We start from the raw sequence: 23,385 nt of genomic DNA on the forward strand, positions 1-23,385 counted from the left end.
AAGGGCGCCCGAAGTCGCCCTCTTCATGAAAATATAATAATACCCTTTAACGCCGACGGCGCCGCATCACGTAGCCACCAAAGCCGAGAGCGCTCATGCCAAGCAGCGCGTAAGTCGAGGGTTCAGGAACCGCGGTTGCCGTAAGCTCTGTGAAGGTCGCATTAATTGCGTTCCCTGAGCCGCCGCTATCGAAAGTCCAACCAACTATATTAGTCCATTGAAATCCGACGGGAGCAGCAGCAAAATTAACGGGTAGGGTAACTGTAGAAGAGTTACTGCTGAACGAGTTCCAGTTGAAGGTGGTGGCAAGATATTTTCCAGATCCACCCTCGAGCGTGATTGAGAAGCCACCGGAGGTAGGTGCCGTGGCAAGTCCGGTGAGGTTCAATCGGAGACTGCTAGGGCCTGTGTAATTGTCAAGCGTGGTCAGATTGACCGACGTCCAAGGGTCGGGATAGAGCAGCGCACCGGGGGCATCAAGGCCTGTAAGCGTGCTTGTTGTGGGATTATACGTAAAACCATCAGATGTCACTGAGGATCCGAACAATGAAAGATTGATAGATGTGACAGCTTGCACATGGGAAGCAGCGAGCAAGACCGCGAAGAGGGAATATATATAGGTTTTGAATGTTTTCATGGGGCAATTAAGTTTAATGAGCTAAAAGAGTAAAGTAAGGAGAATGGTAAATCAAAGATTGTAAGGTCTATCGACGCGCAGAAGTTGCGCTGGTCCGGAGCCAGACCTGCTGACCGAGACCGCACCGCCAATCGGTATAACCGTAGATCCTTGATCGGCCGAAGTTCCCGAACGACGCCATTGAGATCCGTTCCAGAAGTAGGATCTGACAGTGCCAGTAGAGTCCGTGGTGGAAACTCGATCGGACGCTGACCAACCCTGAAGATTTTGGAAACCAAAACTGTTCAATGTGCCACCTGTGGGGAAGAACCTTGCGAAATAAGTTAACCCAGAGGTAGGGACGAGATACTTCACAGCTGTTGTGGGAACATTACCGGTGGTGGTGATGTTGAGAGCTGTCGTTCCAATTCGAAGGTAGAAAGCTCCAGAAAGCGGAGGGATAGGAATGGTGCCTTGGTCTGCAGATGTTCCCGATCGCCGCCACTGATTTGCCTCAGTGTTAAAATAATATGTCCGCACTGTGCCAGTAGTATCGCGAACGTTAACGCGATCAGTTTGACCCGCAGTGTATTGAGCCGAACTCCCGCCAACGACACCGTTCGCAGACGTCCCAAACATCGAAAGCAGCGTGTCGCCTTGCACGAGTTGAACTGAGTCCCCGATGGCTGCTCCAAGCGCAGTCAAGTCGGCAGAGGAAGTATCAACAGTCGCTGTGGAATCTGTGTTTGAAGTAACACGCAATATGAGCCCCTCTAAGGCACCCGATTTAAAAAGAACATTCGCAGAACTTGATACCAGCTCATTAGCAGTCCAACCAGCAGAAGCAATAGTGACTGAATTAGAACTGACACCGGTGACATTGCCAAGTTTGGCACCTGTCACAGCAGAGGCTTCAAGTAGTGCTGGAGAAACGGGTGTTGTCGTCCAACTGACACCATTGGGACTGGCTGCAATTGTGGCAGTCACGAACCCAACCGGATCCGTCGTGGCATTGGTTTGAGCCTGGGAACCGACATTCGTCAGGAGTAACAGCGCGGAAATTGCTATTAGGGAGAACAAAGGCTTTCTCATACGGGATTAAACTTATGGATTCAGAAGACGCTGTCAACGGGTTTTTGGGCAAAAAAACAATAATTTTGGGGACGGGAGAGGCAACATGGGGAAAAGTTTGCCGCCAGAGAGGCGTCCAAAGTCGGCGCGCAGAGCCTACGGCGATTTCGATCTTCTCTCCCCAGATTTCAAGGCTGCAGAATCGCCCGCAAAGACCTCCCTTCCTCCAGCCCGCATGGGCACGGAGCCGGAGGGAACCATTTCCAATTCGACCGCATCCTTGGCAGAGAATTTGTCCGGAAAATTCGACGGCACCGGCGCGGACGAAGGCAAGTGCACTGACACAGCGCTACTGGCAGGCTCGGATTTGGCGAGATCCGCTCCAGAGCTGAAGCCTTCCTCGGATACCAGTTGCATTCGACTCTGGAGAGCGGAGGAACTTGTCCAAGGACCAAAGCGGTGCAAGGCAGAGAGGAAGTTTGCATGCGCTGCTGAGGTCCGCCCGAGTATCCGGTCCAGCTCCCCGAGAAAGAAATAGGCGGTGCCGTTGAAGGGTAGCTCCGCACAAGCTTCCTCGAGCAACTCGCGTGCGGCGTCCGCGGGATCCATGACTTTCCCGGGTTGCGCACGAAGCATCCAAGTGTTGAGTGCGAGCAGGACTTTTGCACCGGCAGCATCGTCGCCGCGTTGCAGCGCAGCGCGCGCCGCGCTTTCCAGCGCCAGCGGCTGTTTGCGCTCAAGGGCAATCTCGGCGGCGATAAGCTCGGCGCCCGGCACGTCCGGGTCGGCTGCGCGAGCCCCGTCCGCTAATTGAAGCGCCTTGTCGTATAGCTCTTCACGCTTCGCCCTCACGGCATCGTCCATGAGCTTCAGCGCCCCGGTTTTCCGCTCCCGCAAGGATTGGTCGGTCCGCGATGCGCCGATGGAAAAGGCGCCTTTTTCAAATCCCCAACCGAGAAGGAAAAAAAACGGAAGAACTCCCAGCGGGAGGATGCGCCATATCTTGCGCTTCCTGCGCGCGCGAAGCTTTTTGCGGTGAACACGGTCGCGCTCGAGAATAACATCGTCCGCAGGCTTAAGACGTTTCAGTTTCTCCGCCAATTCTTCCGATGAAAGCAGGGGATTGAGCGGGACGGGAGGAAGGGAAGGGCCGGACGGCCGCTTCGGTGCGTCCAATGGCGGCTGAGAAATCGGAACCGCAAGCTCAGGTGCCGTCTCGACTTGCCTCTTCTTGAGAAAAGCCTTTCGCCCCAGATCCGCGGGACGAATGCGCAGGCGTTGCGATTCGGTGAGGGTCCGTGGACGCCTGCTGCGGCTCATTGCTTATCGATACGGGATATTCCGATTCTTTGTGAAGCTCGGATTGCGCGCTTTGTCCGTGCACATTCGCAAACAGATTCGCTACAAAAGCCGGCAGCTATGCTGCGCTACGACACAGAGATCACGGTCCGGTTCGAGGATGCGGATCCGGCAGGAGTTGTTTTTTATCCGCGCGCGCTTGCCTTGGCCCATGCGGCGGTGGAGGAAATGATCCGTCGGTCGGCTCTCGGATGGGAAGAATGGTTCGCCTCTAAAACTCATGCCGCGCCGCTGCGTCGTGCAGAAGCCGATTTCTTCCTGCCCATGCGTGCGGGCGAACGATTCACCGCGCGTGCGAGCGTGGAAAAAATCGGCGACACATCGGTGGAGTTCTCCGTTGCATTTGCAAACTCGCGGGACGAGGTGGCAGCCAAAATCCGCACGGTGCATGTCCTGGTGGACTCATCCACCGGCCGTCCGAAACCGCTCGCGGATGCCATGCGCGCCGCATTTGCCGGCGGCCCGGTGCGCTCCTCTTGACCAAAACCGTTTGAAATGCCCGGCGTCAACGGACGCGCAGGATCTTGCCCGACGCGGTGCGCGGAATTTCCCCGATCTGAACCGATACGGGGCATGCAAACGGCGGGAAAATGTCCGTGGCGGCCCTCGCTTGCCCGACTGCGACGGCATTCTCCGCAACAAGGCGCAGCGTGAAACCGTTGCGCTCGTCCGGGTCCGCCTGAACACAAACCGCACCGCCCGCAACCCGGGCCTGCAACGCACGCTCGAGCGCGGAGATATCGACCAGCTCACCGCGGATCTTCAGAAGATCGTCGGCCCTTCCAAGCATCTTTAGCTGGCGTCCGCGCAAATCAACGCGATCACTGGTCCGAAACCACCCTTCGTTCTTGGGATCTTTCCAGCGTGTGGCGCCGCAATCATCGAAGACCATCCAGCCTGTGAGCAACGAAGGGCCGCGCAACTCGAGCAGCCCGCCCTCGCTCACCCGCGCTTGGACGTGCGGCAGCAAAGGCAGCCACTCGAAATCAGCTGTTCCCGGATCAGCCGTGGCGACTTGCGAAGCGGCCTCGGTCAGTCCGTAACTCGGCAGCACGGGCCAGCCGAGCGATGCAGCCTTCGCGCGCAAGCTCTCGTCCAATGCACCGCCGCCGACCACCACAGCGCGCAAGCTCGCAGGTGCGCGCTGTTGCCGCTGCACGAGATCATGGACCTGTGCCGGCACCAGCGAGGAAAGCGTTGCGTGTCGCGACGAGGCGGACCGCACAAACTCCTCGGGATCCCAAGGGCCGAACTGTTGCCATTTCGCGCCGCTCAAAGCGGAACGGACGACAATGCCAAGTCCTCCAACATGAAAAAGCGGCAGCGGGTTGATCCAAACATCGCCCGACAGCGCGCCCAGATGCGCATTGACCGCGCGCGCATTGGCCTCGAGAGCGGTGCGCGAAAGCGCGACGATTTTCAACGTTCCGCCCGTGCCCGAAGTCGCGAGCCAAATGTGGTCCGGCAGATCCGGAAAATCCGCTGCCAAGATCTCTGCGCGCCGTCCTGACGGCGTCCGCGGATTGAGCAGCAGCATGCTTCCCCTGCCCTCCCAAGACCGGACATCATCCGATAGCAAATCTTTCCCGCGCGGCATGGGCGAAGTTTCCGTGCCTGCCGGACAGTTCACAAGCGCGGCGCACGCCCGGTTTTTACTTGCCGGCTGCAAACGCGCTGGACAAATTGAACTTCTTTCGCGGCTCCTCCGCCTTCGCAATGGAGCCGCCGCTGCCGTAAGCCAGGGTAGCTCAGCGGTAGAGCAGGGGACTCATAAGCCCTTGGTCGGGAGTTCGATTCTCCCCCCTGGCACCACGTCACTTGCGGGTCACGTGATAAAGCGGGAACGTGCCGAATCCTTTCGGCAGCGCCGTTTCGCCGGCGTATTCGAAGCGCACGCCCGGCACGTCCAAGGCCAGCGCCAGCGCGGCCATTGTGCGGCTGGCATAAACGTGGTTCACCGGCGTGACGGGTTCGATGCGCGCCGCGCGATTGACCAGGCGACCGGCAACATCGTCACGCCCCGTGACGGGGTCTTTGAATTCCATCACCGGTCCGGCATCGAGCGAGATGCGCAGCCCGAGATCTTCGGGAAACCCGCGCCGCGTCCAATCGATCCCTGCCGTTGCATCGCGCAACTCGAGACCGAAACGGATCGCACCGGGCACATCACGGAACGCCATGAACAAACCGTCTCCCGCCGTCTTCACCGTGAGCGTGTGCTCGCGGAAGGAATCCACGACGCCTGCCACGCATCCCAGAAAGTCACGGCAGAAAATGCGGAGTCGTTCCGCCTCGAGCCGGCTGTAACCCTTGGCATCCGCGCAGAGCAGCGCGCGAAAAGGCAAAGATTGCCCCGGAACCGCACCGCACTGCGCGGGCGAAGGCAGCCCGTGCGGCACGAGGTCCAACTCACCCGCCCGCAACAGCGCGAGCCCGCGGAAAAAAAGTTTGGTGAACACCGGCGTGGTCTCCTGCCCCGCGGCACGGATTTCGTTCTGGCCGAGCACACGCGCGGCGCCGGCGAGAATCTTGTCGAGGAGTTCGCCTTGCGCCGCAGACAGGCGTTCGCGGAATTTGTCCAACGGCTCCTCCGTGCCGAGATGAAACTCGGCAGCGCGAGGGACAAGGTGCGCCGCGCGCTCCAACTGGCGTGCGTCATTGAGATAGAAAAAGACGATCGAGCCGTCGGCAGGCGGCGCATCCCCTTCCCCGTCGAGGCCGGCGACGTGCAGTCCCGGCAGCCGGAACCAGGACTCCACCTTCGCTTCCGGAAAGCCCGTGCGGCGTGCGGTCTCGAGCGCCTGGCGCCGCATGGACTGGAGCGGCCGCCATTGTCCTTTGAGGCCGTGAGCCGCGGCACTGTAGGCGGCGCCAGCACTTTTGCCGTCGTGCAAAAGCAAATGCGCCTCGCCGCGCGTGGCCTCCAACCAGGGATCGGCCGAACTTCCGGCGCGCGAAGATTCCGCGCGATCGCACAAGTCGAGCACTTCGCGCGCAAGAATCTTCGACTCTTCCGTGCGACCGGCCCATGCACCCAGCGTGGCGGCGTTGATGCCGAGGTAGTAGGCCGTCTCCGCGTCCTCCGGCTTGCCGCATGACGAAAAATTTTCGCGGGCCGCACGGTAGGCTTTTTCGTAGGTGGTTTTGGACCGCTCGAAGCAGACCCGCGCCTCATCCGGTTGCGTTGCGCGCAGTCCCTGCATTTTCGCGATGCGTCCGCGCAAGCCTTGAAGATCTCCGGTCACACCGCCGAGGTTCTCCAATTTCGCCAATTCCTGCGCGGCGCGCTCGAGGGCGCCGACTTCGACGAGGGACAAAACCTCCAGATACCGCAATGGTCCATCCTCGGGACACGGCCCGGAACCTGCCGAGGACTCACGGCGGGCGAGCGCCTGCGAGGCCATGTCGAAAACCATGAGAGGCCAACCTGCATCGGACGCGTGCCGCGCCAAGCGCAGCAGCAGCGCGGGATGTGCGGCCCAAAACTCCGCCGGCTTGCTGCGGCGCAGCGCATCCGCAGCCTCGAAAGTCAGCGTTCCTGCGTCGCGGAGCAGCATTTCTACGGCCTGAATTTCACCGGAGGCGGCATCGGAGGCGGGAACTGCGGGGACAATCGTATACCCCTCGCCCAGGATCGTGCGCAGTGTTGTCAGCGCCGTGCCGCGATCGACATCTTTCTCCGCCTCGGGAAGATTGTCATAAGCAACAAGGTTCGGTGTCGTCTTGAGCTTCTCATCGCGCACGGGCCCGTAGCGCCAACCTTCCGCCATGCGCTGGCGCGCCCAACGCTCGTGAACCTCACCGGCCAGACGTTCGGTGAGGCCCGCAAGGAACGGGGGCAATTTGACCGACGCATTGCGGTCCGGAGCAGGAGCCCAGGGAGACGTGGAACTTTGGTCCGCCATCGACCCCGTCATGATCGGAGGACCTTGTCGGTCTGGCAAGCCGCAGGCAGCCGCGGAAACCGGCGCCCGCTTACAGGCTGCGGCCCGTGCCGACGTATTGCGCGCTCACCGTCTCGTAGCGGTTGACGGAGCCGACTCCCGGCGTTTTGCCGACATTGTAAACGTTATTGCCGACGATTTGCTCGGAGCGCGTGTCATAAACCATCACTTGACTCGTCCCTTTCGGGCTTTCAGCTGCCGCGACCGTGTCCACAGCGATGAACTGCGGTTTTTTCACTTTCGGCTTCGACGCACCGCCCGAAGACTGCCGTTTCTCCTTGGCCTCCATCTTGGCCATGGCGGCGCGCGCGTTGGCCAGAGCGATCTGCCGCTGGCGCGCCGTGGCTTGCTGCTTGGAAACCACGTATGCCGCCGCGCCGGCAAGAACGGCCGCGCCCGCAGTCACGGGGATGGTGATGGCGGAATCGACACCCGCCGCGCCCAAGGCGATGCCGGTGGCCGCGCCCGCAATACCGCCGAAGACTGCGGCATTTTCACCGGGGCTCATGTTCTGACAACCGGCGGCAAACATGGATCCGACCACGACAACGGAGAGAATTTGGGAAGTTTTCATACTATTATTTTACGGAATCGTCCGAACGCGGCGGACCGGCGGTCAAGTCAGAAATCGACGCGGTTCTGTATGCACCAATTCTGCGCGTCCGGGTTTCCCGCTTTCGCGGCTTTTTGATACCAGAACGTGGCTTCGGTTTTGTTCGGAGGCCCGATTGCGCCCGACTCGAGGGAAATGGCGAAGAACAGCATGCAAACCGTATCGCCCTTGCCGGCGCCGTCCTCCCACAATTGCACGGCCTTTTGTGGATCTTTCGACCCGGCCTCGCCGCTCATATACATCGCTCCAAGGCGGCCTTGTGCCTCGACGAATCCCTGCGCGGACGCCTCCTCGAAAAGTTGGAAAGCTTTTTTCGGATCCGCCGCCGGCACTCCGACGCCATGCTGGTAGAGCCTGGCCAAGTGCGACTTGGCCGCGACATTCCCCAAGGCTGCCGCTTTTGAATACAGTTCGGCCGCTTGACGTTCGTCCATCGGCGTGCCCTTGCCCGTCAGCAAACACTCGGCATAGAGCATCATACCTTCGGGGAATCCGGCGTCGGCGGACCGCTTGAGCCACTTCGCTGCCTCGACCATGTCGGCGGGTGCGCCGTCGCCGTTGGAAATCATGAGGCCCGCCTCGGCCATCGCGCGGGCCATTCCCTGCTCGGCGGCCTTTTTGAACATCGACAAACTTTCCTGCGGGTTGGTCTTGCGGAGAAGAATCCCCAGAAAATTCTGCGCGGCAGCGACGTTTGCATCGGCGACTGCGCGCACTGCGGCGACCAGACGTTGATCGCCGGCGCGATCACGCGAATCCTCCATCAGGCGCGCGATGGCGTTGGCCGCGCGCATGCGGATCGGAGGCTGCGAGGGATTGCGGGCAAGCATCGCACCGTAGGCCTCGAGTGCACCGACAAAATCCTCGTCTTCCTCGCAAGCGTCCGCCCTCGCGGCGAGATCCTCGGTTTGGACGGGCGGTGCGGCGGCCGTCGGCGCGGCGGTCGCGACCGGTGAAGCAGCGGGCGTCGCAGCGGTCGTTTCCGCGGGCGGCTTTGCTTCGTGTTGCGGACGCAAAAAGAAAAATGCGATCGCTGCCGCCAAGACAAAAGCCGCGACCGCCGCGAGCCCGAGCACCACACCGCGGCGCGACCGGACGGATGAAGCGGAAGCTGCCCCGGCAGCAGCGTGGGCCAGGCCCTCCGGCGGACGGGCCTGCTGCCCCAGCGCCTCGCCGACTGCGTTCACCAAGTCGGTGATCCTCGATTGCCTCGGCGGGGAAAAAGCATCCAGCCAGTGACAGCTGCTGATGAACAGCTCCAAGTCCTCCGAGGGCTGCACCTTCTCGATCCGGAAGGGAATGATCGTCACGCGGTGTGACACCGCGCGCTCGATCTCGTTCATCACATGGCGCGAATTGTTTGTGTGGCGGGAGAAGACCAAGACCATGACTTTGGCCGCAGCGATGGATTTCACGATGGATCCGCCCCAGTTCTGGCCCGGCCGCACGTCGCGCGGCGCGATCCAGCAAGGAATCCCGCTCGATTCGAGGCCCGCACAAACGGCCTCCGCCACGTTTTTGTCCTCGGTGCAATAGCTGATGAATACCCGCGGATTTCGGAAATCCGCAGGGGCGGCGCTGGTGTTTTCCGGCTCGTTCATCCTTTGACAGGTCTTCTCATACGATACACGGGCAGGGGGTTGCCGGGCAAAAGCGTTTGCAAGCTCCGTGGATCGGCGCGCACAACGCAAGTCCGGGATGGACTTTGCGACGCACAATCGCTAATTATCCTTGTTTGCTCGGTTCCTGCCGGGCGGCAAATTCCAATCACATCCCTATGGCCAACATCAAATCCGCCGCTAAACGCGCCCGCCAAGCCAAGGTTCGCACCGAACGCAACCGCAGCAACCTCAACGCGCTGAAGACCCTCTCCAAAAAGTCCCGCGCGGCACTGGGCACCAAAGACAAGTCTTCCGCCAAGGCGCAGATCTCCGCTTACGTTTCGGAACTCGATCGCGCAGTCAAGCAGGGCACAATCCACCGCAACGCGGCAAACCGCCGCAAAAGCGCCCTGGCCCGGAAACTCGCGGCCATCTGACCTGCGCACAGACCCGGCGCGCCGACAGGACGCCATTGCCTTCGATCCGGCCATTGACACGGCCAACGTCACGGCATCCATGAACCGAAGTTTGCTGGTCCTCCGACTTCCCGAGACGCAGGACAAAAAGCCGCGCCGCATCCAAGTGACCGGCTGAGCACTGCTCCGCGCAAATCGAACAGCCGGGGTCGCCTCAAGGCGCTCCGGCTCTTGTATTTTCCGAGGCCAGCTTGCGCAGTGCGTCGAGGGTCAGCACATTTGTATTGTCGAAAACGGCCGGCGTCGCGTCCGCCGGAGCCAGCCAGGAGAGTGCTGAACCTCCGGTTCCGGTGGCGCGCACAAGCAAGAGAAAAGCGCTGCGCGGGCCCCAACTGCGCATGCGAAACCTTCCGTCGGTGTCGATCTTCTGCGCCGGCGAATTATCGGAAAAATCGTCGAGGATGAATGCGGTGTCCTCGAGCGCCTCCCGGTCCATCGCGCGTTTTTCCATCGCGGCGTAGGCGGCCTCCGCGTCCTGCGATGAACGCTCATAAGCCGCGCGGCAGGACTCCAGATCGGAGGAATTCGCGCCCTCGGCAACCCGCAAAATCTTCGCCGCATCATCGCGCCGGCGCGCTTTGCGCGACCATTCCTCCCTTGCACGGACAGCCGCCTCATCCGCGGCAGCCACCAGGGAAGGCAGGGCATCCAGTTCGTGCCGTGCATGGGCCAGGAATGTGGCGCGCGGAACCAGCCGGACCGTTGTTTCGCCGGGGACAGAGACCGCCCCGTCGAACGACTCGAGGCGCACGCGACCGGAAACCTCGAAAGGTCTCCACTGCAGCGCGAGGACAAATAACAGCGCAGCCGCCGCGGCAACCACGGCGGCCCGGAAAACGCGTCGCATGCGCACTGGCACCACAAAGCAATGCCTTCACGGGGCGCGCGGCTCAAGGTCAAGTTGCACACGACGTTGCCAAGCCCCGCCTCGCGGCATAAGAATTCGTGTTTTATGCCGTCCAAAAATTCTTCCGTCACCCCGGCCATCGACGTCTCGGCGCGCACACTTCTCGTCGCCAACCGCAGCGAGATCGCCATCCGCGTTTTCCGGGCGGCCAACGAACTCGGCATGCGCACCATCGCGGTCTACGCGGAGGAGGACCGTTTTTCCATCCACCGCTTCAAAGCCGACGAAGCGTATGTCGTGGGCCGCGGCAAAGGACCAGTCGGCGCTTACCTCGACATCGAGAGCATCGTCGGCATCGCACGCGAGCGCGGCGCGCACATGGTGCATCCGGGCTACGGGTTCCTCTCGGAAAACGCCGAGTTTGCCCGCGCCTGCGGCGAGGCGGGGATCACCTTCGTGGGCCCGCGCCCCGATCTTTTGGAAATGATGGGCGACAAAACGGCCGCGCGATCGCTGGCCGTGAAACTCGGCGTTCCGGTGCTGCCCGGCACGGAAGATCCGGTGGAAGACCGCGCGGAGGCCATCAAGATCGCGAAAAAAATCGGCTTCCCCCTCATCATCAAAGCGGCTTTCGGCGGTGGCGGACGCGGCATGCGTGTGGTGCGCAAGGAAAGCGAACTCGTCCCCTTGCTCGACGAGGCGCGCAACGAAGCAGGCCGCGCTTTCGGCAACCCGGCGGTCTTCCTCGAGAAATACATCCCGAGAGCCAAACACATCGAGGTGCAGATTCTCGGCGACTCGCACGGGGGCGTGCTGCACCTGCACGAGCGCGACTGCTCGATCCAGCGCCGACACCAGAAAGTCGTCGAAGTCGCGCCGTCGGTGAACTTGCCCGACAAAGTGCGCACGGACCTCTGCAACGCCGCGGTCGAGATCGCCAAGGGCATCGGCTACAACAACGCGGGCACGGTGGAATTCCTCTATGACGCGGACCGCCGTGAGTGGTTCTTCATCGAGATGAACCCGCGCATCCAGGTCGAGCACACCGTGACGGAGCAGATCACGGGGATCGACCTCGTTCGCTCGCAGATCCTCGTCGCCGCCGGCGCGCGCCTGCACGGACCCGAGCTTGCGCTGCCGGCGCAGGAAAACATCCCGCGCAACGGTTTCGCCGTGCAGTGCCGCGTGACGACCGAGGATCCCGCCAACAACTTCACGCCGAACTACGGCAAGATCATCACCTACCGCAGCGCCGCCGGATTCGGAATCCGCCTGGACTCGGGTATGGGCACAACGGGCAGTTCGATCACGCCGTTCTACGACTCGCTGGTGGTGAAGATCACGGCCTCGGGGCAGACGTTCCCGGTGGCGCTCGACCGCATGCACCGTGCGCTGCGCGAGTTCCGCATCCGTGGCGTGAAGACCAACATACCTTTCCTCGAGAATGTCGTGACCAATCCGGTCTTCCGGGCCGGTGACGCAACCACGACCTTCATCGACAAAACGCCGGCCCTCTTCGACTTCAAACCGCGGCGCGATCGCGCGACGAAACTCATGCAATTCCTGGCCGACGTGACGGTCAACGGCAACGCCGAAGCCAAAGGCTACCGGCCTTCCGCCCGGTTGGCGCCCGCGCCGCTTCCCGCCGTCGATTTGCGCATCCTCCCCCCGCCCGGCACGCGCCAGAAGTTGATCGAACTCGGACCGGAGAAGTTCGCCTCTTGGACGCGCAGGCAGAAGCGGGCGCTTTTCACCGACACGACCTTCCGCGACGCCCACCAGTCGCTCCTCGCCACGCGCGTGCGCACCCACGACATGCTGCTGATGGCGGACGCCGTGGCGCGGCGCACACCGCAGCTGTTCAGCGTCGAAATGTGGGGCGGCGCGACATTTGACGCCTCGATGCGCTTCCTTCGCGAAGATCCGTGGGAGCGTTTGCGCGCCCTGCGGGCCAAGATCCCCAACATTTGCTTCCAGATGCTGCTGCGCGGATCGAACGCGGTCGGCTACTCGAATTACCCGCCGAACGTCGTGTCAGGTTTCATCCGCCATGCCGCGGAGAGCGGTATGGACATCTTCCGCGTGTTCGACTCGTTGAACGATCTCTCCAACATGCGTGCGGCGATGGAAGCCGTGCGCGAGACGCGCGCCGTGTGCGAGGGCACGGTCTGCTACACCGGCGACATCCTCGACCCGCAGCGCACGAAATACTCGCTCAAATATTACATCAAGCTGGTGAAAGAGCTGGAAAAAATGGGCGCGCATTTCATCGCCATCAAGGACATGGCGGGGCTCTGCCGTCCGTTCGCGGCCAAGGCGCTGATCAAATCCCTGCGCGCGGAGACCGACCTTCCGATCCACTTCCACACGCACGACACCAGCGGCGTGAATGCAGCGTCCGTCCTCGCCGCGATCGAATCGGGGGCGGACATCGCGGACTCGGCCATCAGCTCGATGTCCGGCTCGACGTCGCAACCCAACCTCAACAGCCTCGTGGCCGCGCTGCAGCACACGCCGCATGACAGCGGCCTCGATCTCGACGCCTTGAACGAGTTCGCCGACTACTGGGAGCAGGCTAGGACTTTCTACGCGCCGTTCGACACCGCCCCGCGCACCGGCAGCGCCGAGGTTTATCTGCACGAAATGCCCGGCGGGCAATTCACCAACCTCAAGGAACAGGCCGCCTCGATGGGCCTTGGCCACCGCTGGCCGGAAATCGCCCGCTGCTACGCCGAGGTGAACAAGCTGTTCGGCGACATCGTCAAAGTCACGCCGTCCAGCAAAGTCGTTGGCGACATGGCGCTGTTTCTTTTCACGCGCGGGATCAAACCCGCCGATGTTCCGAACCTTCCGCCCGGGACGCCTTTTCCCGAGTCGGTCAAGGACATGCTGGCCGGCGGACTCGGACAACCCATGGGCGGGTGGCCCAAGGACGTGGTCAAGGCCGTGCTCGGCAAGGCCGCCGCGAAGCCGGCCCGCGCACCCAAGGTTCACCTCGAAAAAGTGCGCGCCGAACTTGCCGCCAAGCTCAAGCAACAGCCCCACGATGACGATCTCTACAGCTATTTGATGTATCCCGACGTGTTCGCCGCATTCAGCAAATTCGAGCGCGAATACGGCGACGTCAGCGTCCTTCCCACGCCGGCCTTTTTCTACGGACTCAAGCCCGGTGAGGAGATCGCCGTGGAAATCGAGCAGGGCAAAACGCTTTTCATCAAGCTGGTCAACCTCGGTCCCGCCGACAAGGACGGACATCGCATCGTGTTCTTCGAACTCAACGGCATGCCGCGCGAAGTCACCATCATCGACAAATCGCTGCAGACCGCCAAAAAGACCCGCGCCAAAGCCAACCCGTCGAAGCCGCTCGAAATCGGCGCACCGATACCGGGCATGGTCACGAGCGTCGGGCCGGGCAACGGCGCGCGCGTGGCCAAGGGGGACAAGCTTCTCACACTCGAAGCGATGAAAATGCAGACCACACTCTACGCGCCCTGCGACGGTTCGGTGGAAGAGGTCCTCGTCGCGACCGGGGATGCCGTCGATGCCGGCGACCTGCTTGTCAGGATGCGCGAGTAGCACAGCGGTGCCGCTGCTTGCCTGCGGAGCTCCCACGCTTTAGACCAGCCCCGTGCTGAATTACATCTGGCTCGGATTGGTGCTCGCGGCCGTTCTGCTCGGCGGAGCGACGGGACAACTCAAGGAAGTCACCGCCGCCGCGTTCGAGGCGTGCAAGACGTCGGTGATGACCATCGCCCTGCCGCTCGCCGGCGTCATGGCGCTGTGGCTGGGCATTATGCGCTTGGCCGAAAAATCCGGACTCATCCACGCCATCGCCAAGCTGCTGCGTCCGATCATGACGCGCATTTTCCCGGACGTTCCCGCCGAACATCCGGCCATGGGGTCCATGATCATGAACATGGCCGCGAACATGCTCGGACTGGCCAACGCCGCCACCCCCCTCGGGCTGCGCGCCATGCAGGATCTCGAGAAGCTCAATCCGCGCCCCGGCACGGCGACCAACGCGATGTGCACTTTCCTCGCCCTCAACACCAGCTCGGTGCAACTTATCCCTGCCAGTGCCGTTGCCGTCCTCGCCGCCGCCGGATCGGTCCAACCCACGGCGATCATCGGCACAGCACTCGTCGCCACCGCCTGCTCGACGCTCGTCGGGCTGATCTCGGTCAAAACGCTGGAAAAACTTCCTTTTTACAAATTGCCGCCAGTCACGGCCGAAGACGAAACGGCGAAGAAAAAGGAAGAAGAAGAGCAACCCTCGGCTGTCGCCACCCCGCCGCCAGAGCCTCTCGCTTGGCGCGCGCGCCTTCTGCTCGCGATCTTCGGGGCGTTTTTCCTGTTCCTGCTCTGGCGCACGGCGGGCGCCGGCTATGACGGCAACCGCGGGATCTTCGCCTCCTATGTCGAAGCGATTTCGTTGCTCGCGATTCCGTTCCTCCTCTCGTTCTTCCCGCTCTACGCCGCGCTTCGCCGCGTTCCCGTCTATGAGGAATTCGTCGAGGGCGCCAAGGAAGGCTTGCAAGTCGCACTGCGCATCATTCCCTTCCTCGTGGCCATCCTCGCGGCCGTCGGCATGTTCCGCGGCGCCGGTGGCATCGACATGTTGAGCCGCGGACTGGATCCGCTCTTCTCCGCCATCGGTTTCCCGACGGAGCTTCTGCCGCTCGTGTTCATGCGCCCGCTCAGCGGCAGCGGGACGATGGGGATTTTCACCGAGTTGGTCGGCGCGCACGGGCCGGACAGCATCATTGCGCGCATGGCGGGAACCATCATGGGAAGCACGGAGACGACATTTTACGTCATTGCAGTCTATTTTGGTTCGGTTGCAATCCGCCGCACCCGCCACGCCGTTCCTGCCGGACTCCTCGCCGATCTTGCCGGCGTCATCGCATCCATCGCCGTCTGCCGTCTGGTTTTCGGGTGAGCGAACCGCGCTATCTCTGCCAGCGCTGCGGCAACTGCTGCCGCTGGCCGGGCTTTGTCCGGGTTGATGAAAATGAAATCACCGCCATCGCAAATTTTTTGGGAATGGCCGACGACGAATTCATCGAGCGTCACACCGAACTTCGTCCGAGCAGGTCGGGCCTCATGCTGAAATCGAACCCCGACGGCTCCTGCATTTTCCTCGAGGGCATCAACACCTGCACCATCCAGCCGGTCAAACCGCAGCAATGCCGCGACTTCCCGAACAAATGGCGCTTCGACGGATGGCGGGAAAAATGCGAGGCGATCGAGGTGATGCCTTGACATCATTGACTGGCGATGCTTGATGTCCGGTATGAGAACAACGCTTTCTCTGGACTCCGATGTGGCCCAGCGCCTGCGGCAGGAGTTGGCCTCGGGGAAAAAGTCCTTCAAGGAAGTCGTCAATGAACGCCTACGTCTGGGTTTCGGACTAAAAAGAGACAAGCAGCGCACGCCATTTCGGGTCAAAGCGCACTCCTCGGCATTCCTGCCGGGAATCGACCAGACCAAGCTCAATCAGTTGGTGGACGAACTCGAGGTCGATGAATTCATCGGAAAATCCAAATCCAAGTGATCATCCCCGACGTCAACCTGCTGGTTTACGCATACAACAAGCAAGCCGTGCGACACGCACCCGCCAAGGCTTGGTGGGAAGCCACACTTAACGCGAACACACCCGTCGGCCTTCCATGGATCACCTCCTCCGGATTTATCCGGCTCATGACCCATCCACGCATTACCGCGGAACCGCTTTTCCCCGATGATGCCGTTGACCTCGTGCGGTCATGGCTTGATCAGCCGGCTGTCGTCGTTCTGCAACCCGGACCGAAGTTTGCCGGACTTTTTTTCGGTTATCTCGAAAAAATCGGCGCGGCTGGCAATCTAACCACGGACGCCCAACTCGCCGCGCTCGCGGTGGAGAACCAGGCCGAACTGCACAGCAACGACACCGACTTCTCCCGCTTCGACGGCCTGCGCTGGCGCAATCCGCTGAAGTAAGCGACCGATTTAAAGCAACCGGTCACCACCCGCGCCGGCCGGAACGAACGCCTCGAACTTGGCGGCCAGATCCTCGAGCTTGGACAGATAGTATGCCGTGTTCTCGTCGCGCTGTTTGGGATTCCACTCTTCGAGCAGCCTCGCGCTCTCGTAAGCCTTCACCGTCTTCTTTGTGCCGGTGATGTAATAAGTCACACGGTCGCCCGCCTGCATCTTGCGCCCGCTTCGCAGCGCCAACTCGAAAGCAGCCGAGCGATTCCTCGACGAAGCCGCGATCTTCTTCTGGTAAGCTTCGAGCGAATCCTGCAGCGCCTCGGTTTTGACAAACATCTCCGCATCCCAACTGCGATCGCGCAGCGCTTTGGCGAACTCCGCGTGCATGGATGGAATCACCTCGGGTTTGCCCTCGAGCAACGCCCGCACCGCACGCTCGATGAAGATCCGCTGGAATTTTTCCAGCCCGCGCGATTTCAAAGCCGCGCCCTTGATCGACAACTTTCCGTCCTCCGAAAGAAGCGCATAATTCTTCGCCTTGTAGCTGAACATCGCCGCATAACGCGCGTCGAATTCGACCTCGATGCCCTCGGGCAAAGTGGCCGCCAGTTCCCGGTAAAGACCGTGCCACGTCGCGTCCTTCGGCGGCGTGAAATAAATGCCGTCCGTGTCGATCTCGATGACGTCCGCCCCGCGCTGGCGCAACCAATCCACCATCCCGCGCAGCAACTCTCGTCCTTTCGCCGTGACCGCCGCAGCAGCCTCGAAATCGGCGAAATTTCCCTGCGCAAAGCCAAGATATCCGTAAAAGCTGTTGATGAGGATTTTGAAGGTTCCCTGCAACGCGTCGAGGTGCGCTTTCTGCGCGCCCTTGGCCGAACGCATGGCCGCCTTTGCTTCAAGCCGGAACTTGCGCAACCGCGCCAGCATCTCGCCGAAGACCCCGAGCGTGTCCGCCTTCGGAAAAAGCCCGAACGAAAGCATGACGGACGGATAGAGCGAGGCAATGTCGCAATGCCACACATCACGCGCCACGCCGGTGAAAAAAATGTCAGTGTATCCACCCTCGAACCGGCGCACCTCGGGCAATGACGGGACCGACTGTCCTTGGCGCAGGTATTCGCGCAAAAACAGGCTGTTGATCTTTGTTGCGTTCCCGCGAATGACCACATCCTGGTAGTTGTAGGGAAAGATCGCCGTCTGCGTGAACCACGCCGGACTCAACGCCGCGGACAGCGCCCGAGTCTCGCGCACGTCTTGCAGGGCATACTGCGTGAATGTCTCGCGCTTCTTGTCATGCGCCTCCGTGATCTCGCGTGCACCGAGCTCGATCCGGTCATCTTCCGCCACGCCGAAATGACGCGCGGCAGCTTTGAGTCCGAAACTTTCCAGCTCGCGCGCTCCCACATCATGGAATTGGACGAGAAACAGCGTGTCCACAATGTGGCGTCCGTGGATCTCGAACTTGCGGTATTGGATCAGCCTCTCGGCGATCTGCAGCCTCGACGGATGCGACCTCAGCGCGCTGCCGTCGCGTCCAAGGTCCAGCTTCACCTTGTGCTTGCGCGCCCGCGTCTCGAGATAGGGCAGGTCGAATTTGAATATGTTGTGCCCCTCGATGACATCCGGATCGCGCTGCCGCACCAAAGCGACGAATTTTTCCAGCACCTCTTTTTCCTGCGCTTCGTCCGAAGGATCATCCACCACGAGGATCTCCTCCCATCCCGAACTGTCGCTCAGCGAAATGGCCAACAGCGGGTCTTTGGCCGAATCGGACATGACACCATCCGCGCCGGTGAATGTCTCGATGTCCACCTGCATCCTACGCAGATCCTGGAACGCCATGCCTTTGAACAATGTCCGCCCGCTCTGCAGCAGGTATTGGTGCGCGAGATCGTTCAGCGCGAACACTTGCTTTTTGTATGCGGCCTTCGCTGTGGAAAACTGTGCAGCACTGTCAAAGGCGACGGTGAAACGAAAAGCATTTTTGCCGGCCAATTCCCTCGAATTTCCCGGCAACGGCTCCGTGGCCCAGGCGAACGGCTTGTGCGTTGCCTCCTCGACCGTCGTTTTATCCCCGTCGCGCCGGTAAATGTGAACATGGTCCGGAGCGGCAAATTCGACCGCCACGATCCCCTCTGTCGGATCGACACCAAAAAGCACGGGATCGAGTTCAAGCAATGAAACCGGAGACATATCGGCCACAACCCGGCGATCATAGCTCTGCGCGGAAGCATGGACCACAAAGACTTCGGCGGAAGGATGCAAAACACATCCCGGCGCCTCCGGGCCGGTCAGCGTGATGCCCGGCGCAAAGCGCGCTCCGCTTTGGCCACGTCGTCGGGCGCATCGACGCCGACCGAACCATGCCGCACCACGATCACTCCGATGGGAACGCCGTGTTCCAAGGCGCGCAACTGCTCGAGCTTTTCCGCTTTCTCCAGCGGCGTGGGCTTCCATTTCACGAAATCGAGCAAGACCTTGCGCCGGTAGCCATAGATGCCTTGATGGCGGAGATATCTGACCCCTCCGCGCCCGTCGCGGTCATGAGGAATCACGCTGCGCGAAAAATAAAGCGCGCGTCCGGAGAGATCGGTCACCACCTTGACCACGTTGGGATTGTGCACATCGGCGGGATCCGTGACGGGATTCGCTGCCGTCACCATTCCGAGCGCCGGATCGGCCTGCAACGCACGCGCCAATCGGTCGATGGTGGACGGCGAAATATCGGGTTCGTCGCCTTGGACGTTCAATATGACCGGCGAGGATTTGAGCTTCCTTGCCACTTCAGCGAGGCGGTCGGTGCCCGTCGGGTGTCTGGGCGAGGTCAGCGCCACCTCCGCGCCGAAATCGAACGCGGCCTCGGCAATGCGCATATCGTCGGTGGCGATTATGACATGATCGACACACTTGGCCCGGCGGGCGCGTTCCCACACATGCTGCACGAGAGGTTTGCCATGCAACTCGACCAGGGGCTTGCCGGGGAAGCGCGTCGAGGCCCAACGCGCGGGGATGATCGCTGTCACCGCGGACATGCCGCCTCCTTCAGAATAAAATCCGCGGCCGCGCCGATCTCGGGCACGACGGCATCGGCGCCGCAGTCGAGGTGACCACGGCCGTGGCCGGTCTCGACGAGAACCGTGCGCAGGCCGGCGTTTTGGCCGCAGTCGATGTCCGACGTCTTGTCGCCGACCATCCACGATCGCGAGAGGTCGAGCGCGTGTTCGCGGGCCGCCTCAATAATCATTGCCGGCGAGGGCTTGCGGCGGTCGCTCGGACGGTCCGGCGTGCTGTCATCGTAATAGGTCGCGAGAATTTCCACCGGACGCAACTGGCGGAGAACCTCCTCGTGCACTCTCTGGTAATCCTCGCGCGCGAAATATCCGCGGCCGATACCGCTCTGGTTGGTGACGATTACGAGGGCGAACCCGGCTTCCGAGAGCTTGCGCAGCGCCTCGCATGCGCTAGGAATGACCTCTACCTGCGAGGGTCGGGAGCAATAGTTGACCTCGCGGATGAGTGTGCCGTCGCGGTCGAAAAAAACGGCGGGGCGCTCAGCCGGCATGGTTTTCGAAGCTGGCCAAGAGTTCCTCCGGCGTGAGCGTTGCCGTGCCAAGCTTGCCCACGACAACCCCGCTGGCGTGGTTGGCGATTTCCGAGGCCTCGACCGGAGTCGCGCCGGCGCAGAGGGAAAGTGCATAGAGCGCGATTGCGGTGTCGCCCGCTCCGGACACATCGAAAACTTCGCGTGCCCGCGTGGGCGTGTGGTGGCGGGTGCCGTCGCGCGTCACCAGCAGCATGCCAAGCTCGCTCAAGGTGATGAGCAACTGCTCGGTGTCCCATTTTTCGAGAAGGACGGACGCAACCTCGAGCAGCGGACGGTCTTCCAACGGATCGGCGGCAGGCTCGCGCCACGGCTTGCCCGCAGCGGCGAAGGCCTCGTGGCGGTTGGGCTTGACCACCGTGGCCCCGCGCCATGGCAACGGATTGCCGGGGTTGGGATCCACGGCCACCACGCATCCTGCATCGCGGGCCAGACCGATCATGGACGATGCGAGGTCCGCATCGAAAAGACCCTTGCCGTAATCTTCGAGGATGACCGCATCGCAGCGCGGCAAAGACTCCTCCAAAGCGCGGATCAAACCTTTGCGTTCTGCCGGACCGGCCGGGGAAACCGTCTCGCGGTCCACGCGCACGACTTGCTGGGTGCGCGCGATGATGCGCGTCTTGACAGTGGTCGGCTCGCCACCCTCGCGCGTCAGCACAGCGCCTGTTCCGATGTTGCCCTCTCCGAGCAACGTGCGCAGCCGCGTTCCCGCGGCATCGTCGCCCACGAGGCCGAGGACCGACGCACCGGGAGTGAAGGCCCGCAGATTGCGCGCCACATTGGCCGCACCTCCCGGATAGAAAGTTTCGCGCTCCACGGCCACCACCGGCACCGGTGCCTCCGGCGAAATGCGCGAGACACGCCCCCAGATGAACTCGTCGAGCATCAGGTCGCCCGCGGCGAGAACGCGGCATCCCGGCATCGCCCCGATGATTTCTCTGAGCCGCAGGGCGCTGGGGACTTGTTCCACGGCGACGTTTTTATGCTTTATCTTGCCGCCTCCCCAAGTGAAATTTCCACCACATCTATCTAATGCGCCGTTATTTCACCTTTTTCGCTTCAGCCGCCATCCTCGCCGCACCCCTGTCCGCGCAGGAAAAGCCGCCCAAGCAGATCGACCTCGGCCAGTTCCCCGCGGAGACGGTTGACGACGTGGTCGTGCCCGTGCCGAGCGAAGTCTTCGCCGTGCTCGATAAACTCGGCAATCCTAATTGGCGCGCCCAACTCGGCCCGCAAACCACCTACCCCGCCACGGCCAACAGGGCCAAGGACGCGCTGCTTCTGGGAACCGTGATCGCGGACGGGTTCGTCGCGGTGGAGGCGGAGGACGGAGAGCGCGTGAAAGAAATCGGGCGCAATGTTCTCACCCTCGCCGAGGCGATCAATGTGCGAAAATCCGTGGTCGCACGCAGCAACAGCATCATCGAGAAAGCCGACGCCCGCCAGTGGAACGCCGTGCGCCGCGAGTTTGACGGCGCGCTGCAGGACGTCCATCAGGCGATGGTCGAACTCAACGACGAGGAACTGGCCCGCTTGGTCAGCCTGGGCGGGTGGCTCCGCGGCACAGAAGCGCTCACTTCGATCGTCGCGGAAAAATATTCCCGCGAACGGGCCGAACTCCTTTACCAACCGCTCCTTGTCGGGCACTTCGACAACCAACTCGCATCCATGGGTTCCCGCCTGCGACGCAACCCGCTGGTCGGCGAAGTGCAGAACGCGCTCGCGCAAATCGGACCGCTGATCAAGGAATCGCCCGAGCACGACATCAGCGCCGAATCGGTCGGCAAAATCAACGGGATCACCAAGCGCACGGTCGCGATGATCCGCTCGAAAGCCGAGTGACCATGAATTTTTCCCTTCGCCCCGCCACGCTTGCCCGCACTCTGCTTGCGGCCGCCGCCCTCGCCATGCTTCCCGACGCCGCGCTGGCTTACGTCGATGACGCCCTCTCCTTCGCTTACGAGGCCGCCAACCCTTACGCCCAACAGGGATGGATCATCCGCGAGGATGCATGGGGCGGCGACTTGGGCAAAGGTGACAAAAAAGCCGTCACCGCACAGCTCTTCCGCGGCAACAGCTACATGTTCTTCCTGGCCACGGACGTGGACACCGCATCGCTGCGGGTCAACATCTACGACGCGCAGGGCAATCTCGCGGAATCGAAATCGTGGCAGCGCGGACGCTTCGCTTACGCCGAGATCAAGCCGCGTGCCACCGGCACCTACTACGCCGTGGTGGAAGTCCTTTCCTCGCCCGAGGAACGCACCGGCTGGGCCCTCGTTTACGGGTTCCGCCAGTGAGCGCCTGATGGAGAGCACGACGCTCCATTTCGACAACGCCCGCGCCGCGGCCGCGCTTTACAGCAGCGACGAAAAATTGCTCCGCGAGATGGAACAGGCCCTCGGGGTGCGGGTGGCCGCGCGCGAAGGATGGATCAGCCTCGAGGGGGAAAAAGAAAACGTCGCGCGCGCGGCACGCGTCTTCTCGCAGTTGGACGAGGCACGCCGGCGAGGCACAGTCATCGGACGCCACGAGTTCCGATACGCGCTGCAAACCTCGCAGGACAACGCCGCCGGGGAAAAATTCACCGATCTCGCTGCCGAACGCATCGTCTGCTCCCCGCGCAAGGCACCGGTCATCCCGAAAACCGCGGGCCAGCGCGACTACGCGCGTGCCATCAGGGAAAAAGACGTCGTCTTCGGCGTCGGTCCCGCCGGCACGGGCAAGACTTATCTCGCCATGGCCATGGCCGTGGCCGCGCTGAAAAAAGAGCAGGTCAGCCGCATCGTGCTCACCCGGCCCGCCGTGGAAGCCGGAGAGGCGCTCGGCTTCCTACCCGGGGCGCTGGAGGAAAAAATCCTGCCCTACCTCCGGCCGCTCTACGATGCGCTCTATGACATGCTCGAGACCGACGAGATCCAGAAATTCATGGATCGCGGGATCATCGAGATCGCCCCTCTCGCCTACATGCGCGGGCGCACGCTCAACCACTCCTTCGTCGTTCTCGACGAGGCGCAAAACACCACCGCCGAGCAGATGTTCATGTTCCTCACCCGCCTCGGCAACGAATCCAAGTGCGTGATCACCGGGGACCGCACGCAAATCGACCTTCCCCGCAACAAAAGGTCGGGGCTGCTCGAAGCCCTCGATGTGCTGCAAAATGTCGAGGGCATCAGCATACGCACGCTGAGCCAGCGCGACGTCGTGCGCCACCCGCTCGTCCAGGCCATCATCAACGCCTACGAACAACACCGCGGGGAATCTCCCGCGCCATAGAC

The 23,385-nt window shown here is 61.9% G+C and carries 22 protein-coding genes and 1 tRNA gene; 12 read left to right on the plus strand and 11 right to left on the minus strand.

Annotation, left to right across the window (positions count from 1 at the left end; all coding sequences use genetic code 11):
- Window positions 1–46: 46 nt before the first annotated feature.
- A complete protein-coding gene (locus tag FGM15_04565; protein MBU3665139.1) occupies window positions 47–637 on the minus strand; it encodes a PEP-CTERM sorting domain-containing protein in 591 nt (196 codons plus the stop codon).
- Window positions 638–1,298: 661 nt separating this feature from the next.
- On the opposite strand from FGM15_04565, the gene FGM15_04570 reads away from it, so the two are divergent.
- Window positions 1,299–1,637, plus strand: a complete 339-nt coding sequence (locus FGM15_04570) for a hypothetical protein (protein MBU3665140.1) — start codon at window positions 1,299–1,301, stop codon at window positions 1,635–1,637.
- A 206-nt stretch (window positions 1,638–1,843) separates the two neighbouring features.
- Here the strand turns inward: FGM15_04570 and FGM15_04575 are convergent, their stop codons facing one another.
- A complete protein-coding gene (locus FGM15_04575) occupies window positions 1,844–3,007 on the minus strand; it encodes a hypothetical protein (GenBank protein MBU3665141.1) in 1,164 nt (387 codons plus the stop codon).
- A 99-nt stretch (window positions 3,008–3,106) separates the two neighbouring features.
- On the opposite strand from FGM15_04575, the gene FGM15_04580 reads away from it, so the two are divergent.
- On the plus strand, window positions 3,107–3,526 hold the full coding sequence (locus FGM15_04580) for an acyl-CoA thioesterase (GenBank protein MBU3665142.1): 420 nt from the start codon (window positions 3,107–3,109) through the stop codon (window positions 3,524–3,526).
- Window positions 3,527–3,551: 25 nt separating this feature from the next.
- On the opposite strand, the gene FGM15_04585 is transcribed toward FGM15_04580, so the two are convergent.
- Window positions 3,552–4,643, minus strand: a complete 1,092-nt coding sequence (locus FGM15_04585) for an AMP-binding protein (GenBank protein MBU3665143.1) — start codon at window positions 4,641–4,643, stop codon at window positions 3,552–3,554.
- A gap of 140 nt (window positions 4,644–4,783) precedes the next feature.
- Between FGM15_04585 and FGM15_04590 the strand changes: the two genes are divergently transcribed.
- A tRNA-Met gene (locus FGM15_04590) sits at window positions 4,784–4,858 on the plus strand.
- A 2-nt stretch (window positions 4,859–4,860) separates the two neighbouring features.
- On the opposite strand, the gene FGM15_04595 is transcribed toward FGM15_04590, so the two are convergent.
- The 3 genes from FGM15_04595 to FGM15_04605 all read right to left on the minus strand — a co-directional run bounded on the left by FGM15_04595 (window position 4,861) and on the right by FGM15_04605 (window position 9,204).
- Window positions 4,861–6,951 (minus strand): hypothetical protein, encoded by a 2,091-nt coding sequence (locus FGM15_04595; GenBank protein MBU3665144.1) that lies wholly within the window; start codon window positions 6,949–6,951, stop codon window positions 4,861–4,863.
- 70 nt (window positions 6,952–7,021) lie between these two features.
- Complete coding sequence (locus FGM15_04600) at window positions 7,022–7,564, minus strand: hypothetical protein (GenBank protein MBU3665145.1); 543 nt, start codon at window positions 7,562–7,564, stop codon at window positions 7,022–7,024.
- Between the two features lie 47 nt (window positions 7,565–7,611).
- On the minus strand, window positions 7,612–9,204 hold the full coding sequence (locus FGM15_04605; GenBank protein MBU3665146.1) for a toll/interleukin-1 receptor domain-containing protein: 1,593 nt from the start codon (window positions 9,202–9,204) through the stop codon (window positions 7,612–7,614).
- Window positions 9,205–9,380: 176 nt separating this feature from the next.
- On the opposite strand from FGM15_04605, the gene rpsT reads away from it, so the two are divergent.
- A complete protein-coding gene (gene rpsT / locus FGM15_04610; GenBank protein MBU3665147.1) occupies window positions 9,381–9,641 on the plus strand; it encodes a 30S ribosomal protein S20 in 261 nt (86 codons plus the stop codon).
- Window positions 9,642–9,834: 193 nt separating this feature from the next.
- Here the strand turns inward: rpsT and FGM15_04615 are convergent, their stop codons facing one another.
- Window positions 9,835–10,527, minus strand: a complete 693-nt coding sequence (locus FGM15_04615; GenBank protein ID MBU3665148.1) for a hypothetical protein — start codon at window positions 10,525–10,527, stop codon at window positions 9,835–9,837.
- A gap of 105 nt (window positions 10,528–10,632) precedes the next feature.
- On the opposite strand from FGM15_04615, the gene FGM15_04620 reads away from it, so the two are divergent.
- Genes FGM15_04620 through FGM15_04640 form a run of 5 tightly spaced genes read left to right on the plus strand, consistent with a single transcriptional unit; the run spans window position 10,633 to window position 16,506 of the window.
- Window positions 10,633–14,103, plus strand: coding sequence for a pyruvate carboxylase (locus FGM15_04620; GenBank protein MBU3665149.1), 3,471 nt, complete (start codon window positions 10,633–10,635; stop codon window positions 14,101–14,103).
- A gap of 52 nt (window positions 14,104–14,155) precedes the next feature.
- Complete coding sequence (locus FGM15_04625) at window positions 14,156–15,466, plus strand: nucleoside recognition protein (GenBank protein MBU3665150.1); 1,311 nt, start codon at window positions 14,156–14,158, stop codon at window positions 15,464–15,466.
- Window positions 15,463–15,789, plus strand: a complete 327-nt coding sequence (locus FGM15_04630; protein MBU3665151.1) for a YkgJ family cysteine cluster protein — start codon at window positions 15,463–15,465, stop codon at window positions 15,787–15,789. The genes FGM15_04625 and FGM15_04630 overlap by 4 nt, the downstream gene beginning before the upstream one ends.
- Before the next feature lie 31 nt (window positions 15,790–15,820).
- Complete coding sequence (locus FGM15_04635; GenBank protein MBU3665152.1) at window positions 15,821–16,081, plus strand: hypothetical protein; 261 nt, start codon at window positions 15,821–15,823, stop codon at window positions 16,079–16,081.
- Window positions 16,054–16,506, plus strand: a complete 453-nt coding sequence (locus FGM15_04640; protein MBU3665153.1) for a type II toxin-antitoxin system VapC family toxin — start codon at window positions 16,054–16,056, stop codon at window positions 16,504–16,506. Before FGM15_04635 ends, FGM15_04640 begins: the two co-directional genes overlap by 28 nt.
- A gap of 9 nt (window positions 16,507–16,515) precedes the next feature.
- Here the strand turns inward: FGM15_04640 and FGM15_04645 are convergent, their stop codons facing one another.
- The 4 genes from FGM15_04645 to FGM15_04660 all read right to left on the minus strand — a co-directional run bounded on the left by FGM15_04645 (window position 16,516) and on the right by FGM15_04660 (window position 21,029).
- Window positions 16,516–18,696, minus strand: coding sequence for a DNA polymerase II (locus FGM15_04645; GenBank protein ID MBU3665154.1), 2,181 nt, complete (start codon window positions 18,694–18,696; stop codon window positions 16,516–16,518).
- 98 nt (window positions 18,697–18,794) lie between these two features.
- On the minus strand, window positions 18,795–19,535 hold the full coding sequence (gene kdsB, locus FGM15_04650; protein ID MBU3665155.1) for a 3-deoxy-manno-octulosonate cytidylyltransferase: 741 nt from the start codon (window positions 19,533–19,535) through the stop codon (window positions 18,795–18,797).
- A complete protein-coding gene (locus FGM15_04655) occupies window positions 19,523–20,065 on the minus strand; it encodes an HAD family hydrolase (protein ID MBU3665156.1) in 543 nt (180 codons plus the stop codon). Before FGM15_04655 ends, kdsB begins: the two co-directional genes overlap by 13 nt.
- The gene (locus tag FGM15_04660; GenBank protein ID MBU3665157.1) at window positions 20,055–21,029 is read right to left on the minus strand and encodes a D-glycero-beta-D-manno-heptose-7-phosphate kinase; all 975 of its coding nucleotides are present in this window, start codon (window positions 21,027–21,029) and stop codon (window positions 20,055–20,057) included. The genes FGM15_04655 and FGM15_04660 overlap by 11 nt, the downstream gene beginning before the upstream one ends.
- A gap of 110 nt (window positions 21,030–21,139) precedes the next feature.
- Here FGM15_04660 and FGM15_04665 point away from each other — a divergent pair, with 110 nt between their 5' ends.
- Genes FGM15_04665 through FGM15_04675 form a run of 3 tightly spaced genes read left to right on the plus strand, consistent with a single transcriptional unit; the run spans window position 21,140 to window position 23,383 of the window.
- The gene (locus tag FGM15_04665; GenBank protein ID MBU3665158.1) at window positions 21,140–21,949 is read left to right on the plus strand and encodes a hypothetical protein; all 810 of its coding nucleotides are present in this window, start codon (window positions 21,140–21,142) and stop codon (window positions 21,947–21,949) included.
- Window positions 21,950–21,951: 2 nt separating this feature from the next.
- Window positions 21,952–22,407: a hypothetical protein gene (locus FGM15_04670; protein ID MBU3665159.1), complete on the plus strand. Its 456-nt coding sequence runs from the start codon at window positions 21,952–21,954 to the stop codon at window positions 22,405–22,407.
- Between the two features lie 7 nt (window positions 22,408–22,414).
- Complete coding sequence (locus FGM15_04675; GenBank protein ID MBU3665160.1) at window positions 22,415–23,383, plus strand: PhoH family protein; 969 nt, start codon at window positions 22,415–22,417, stop codon at window positions 23,381–23,383.
- Window positions 23,384–23,385 lie beyond the last annotated feature (2 nt).

This window comes from Chthoniobacterales bacterium (genome assembly GCA_018883245.1).
In the GTDB taxonomy this organism is placed as follows: domain Bacteria; phylum Verrucomicrobiota; class Verrucomicrobiia; order Chthoniobacterales; family JACTMZ01; genus JACTMZ01.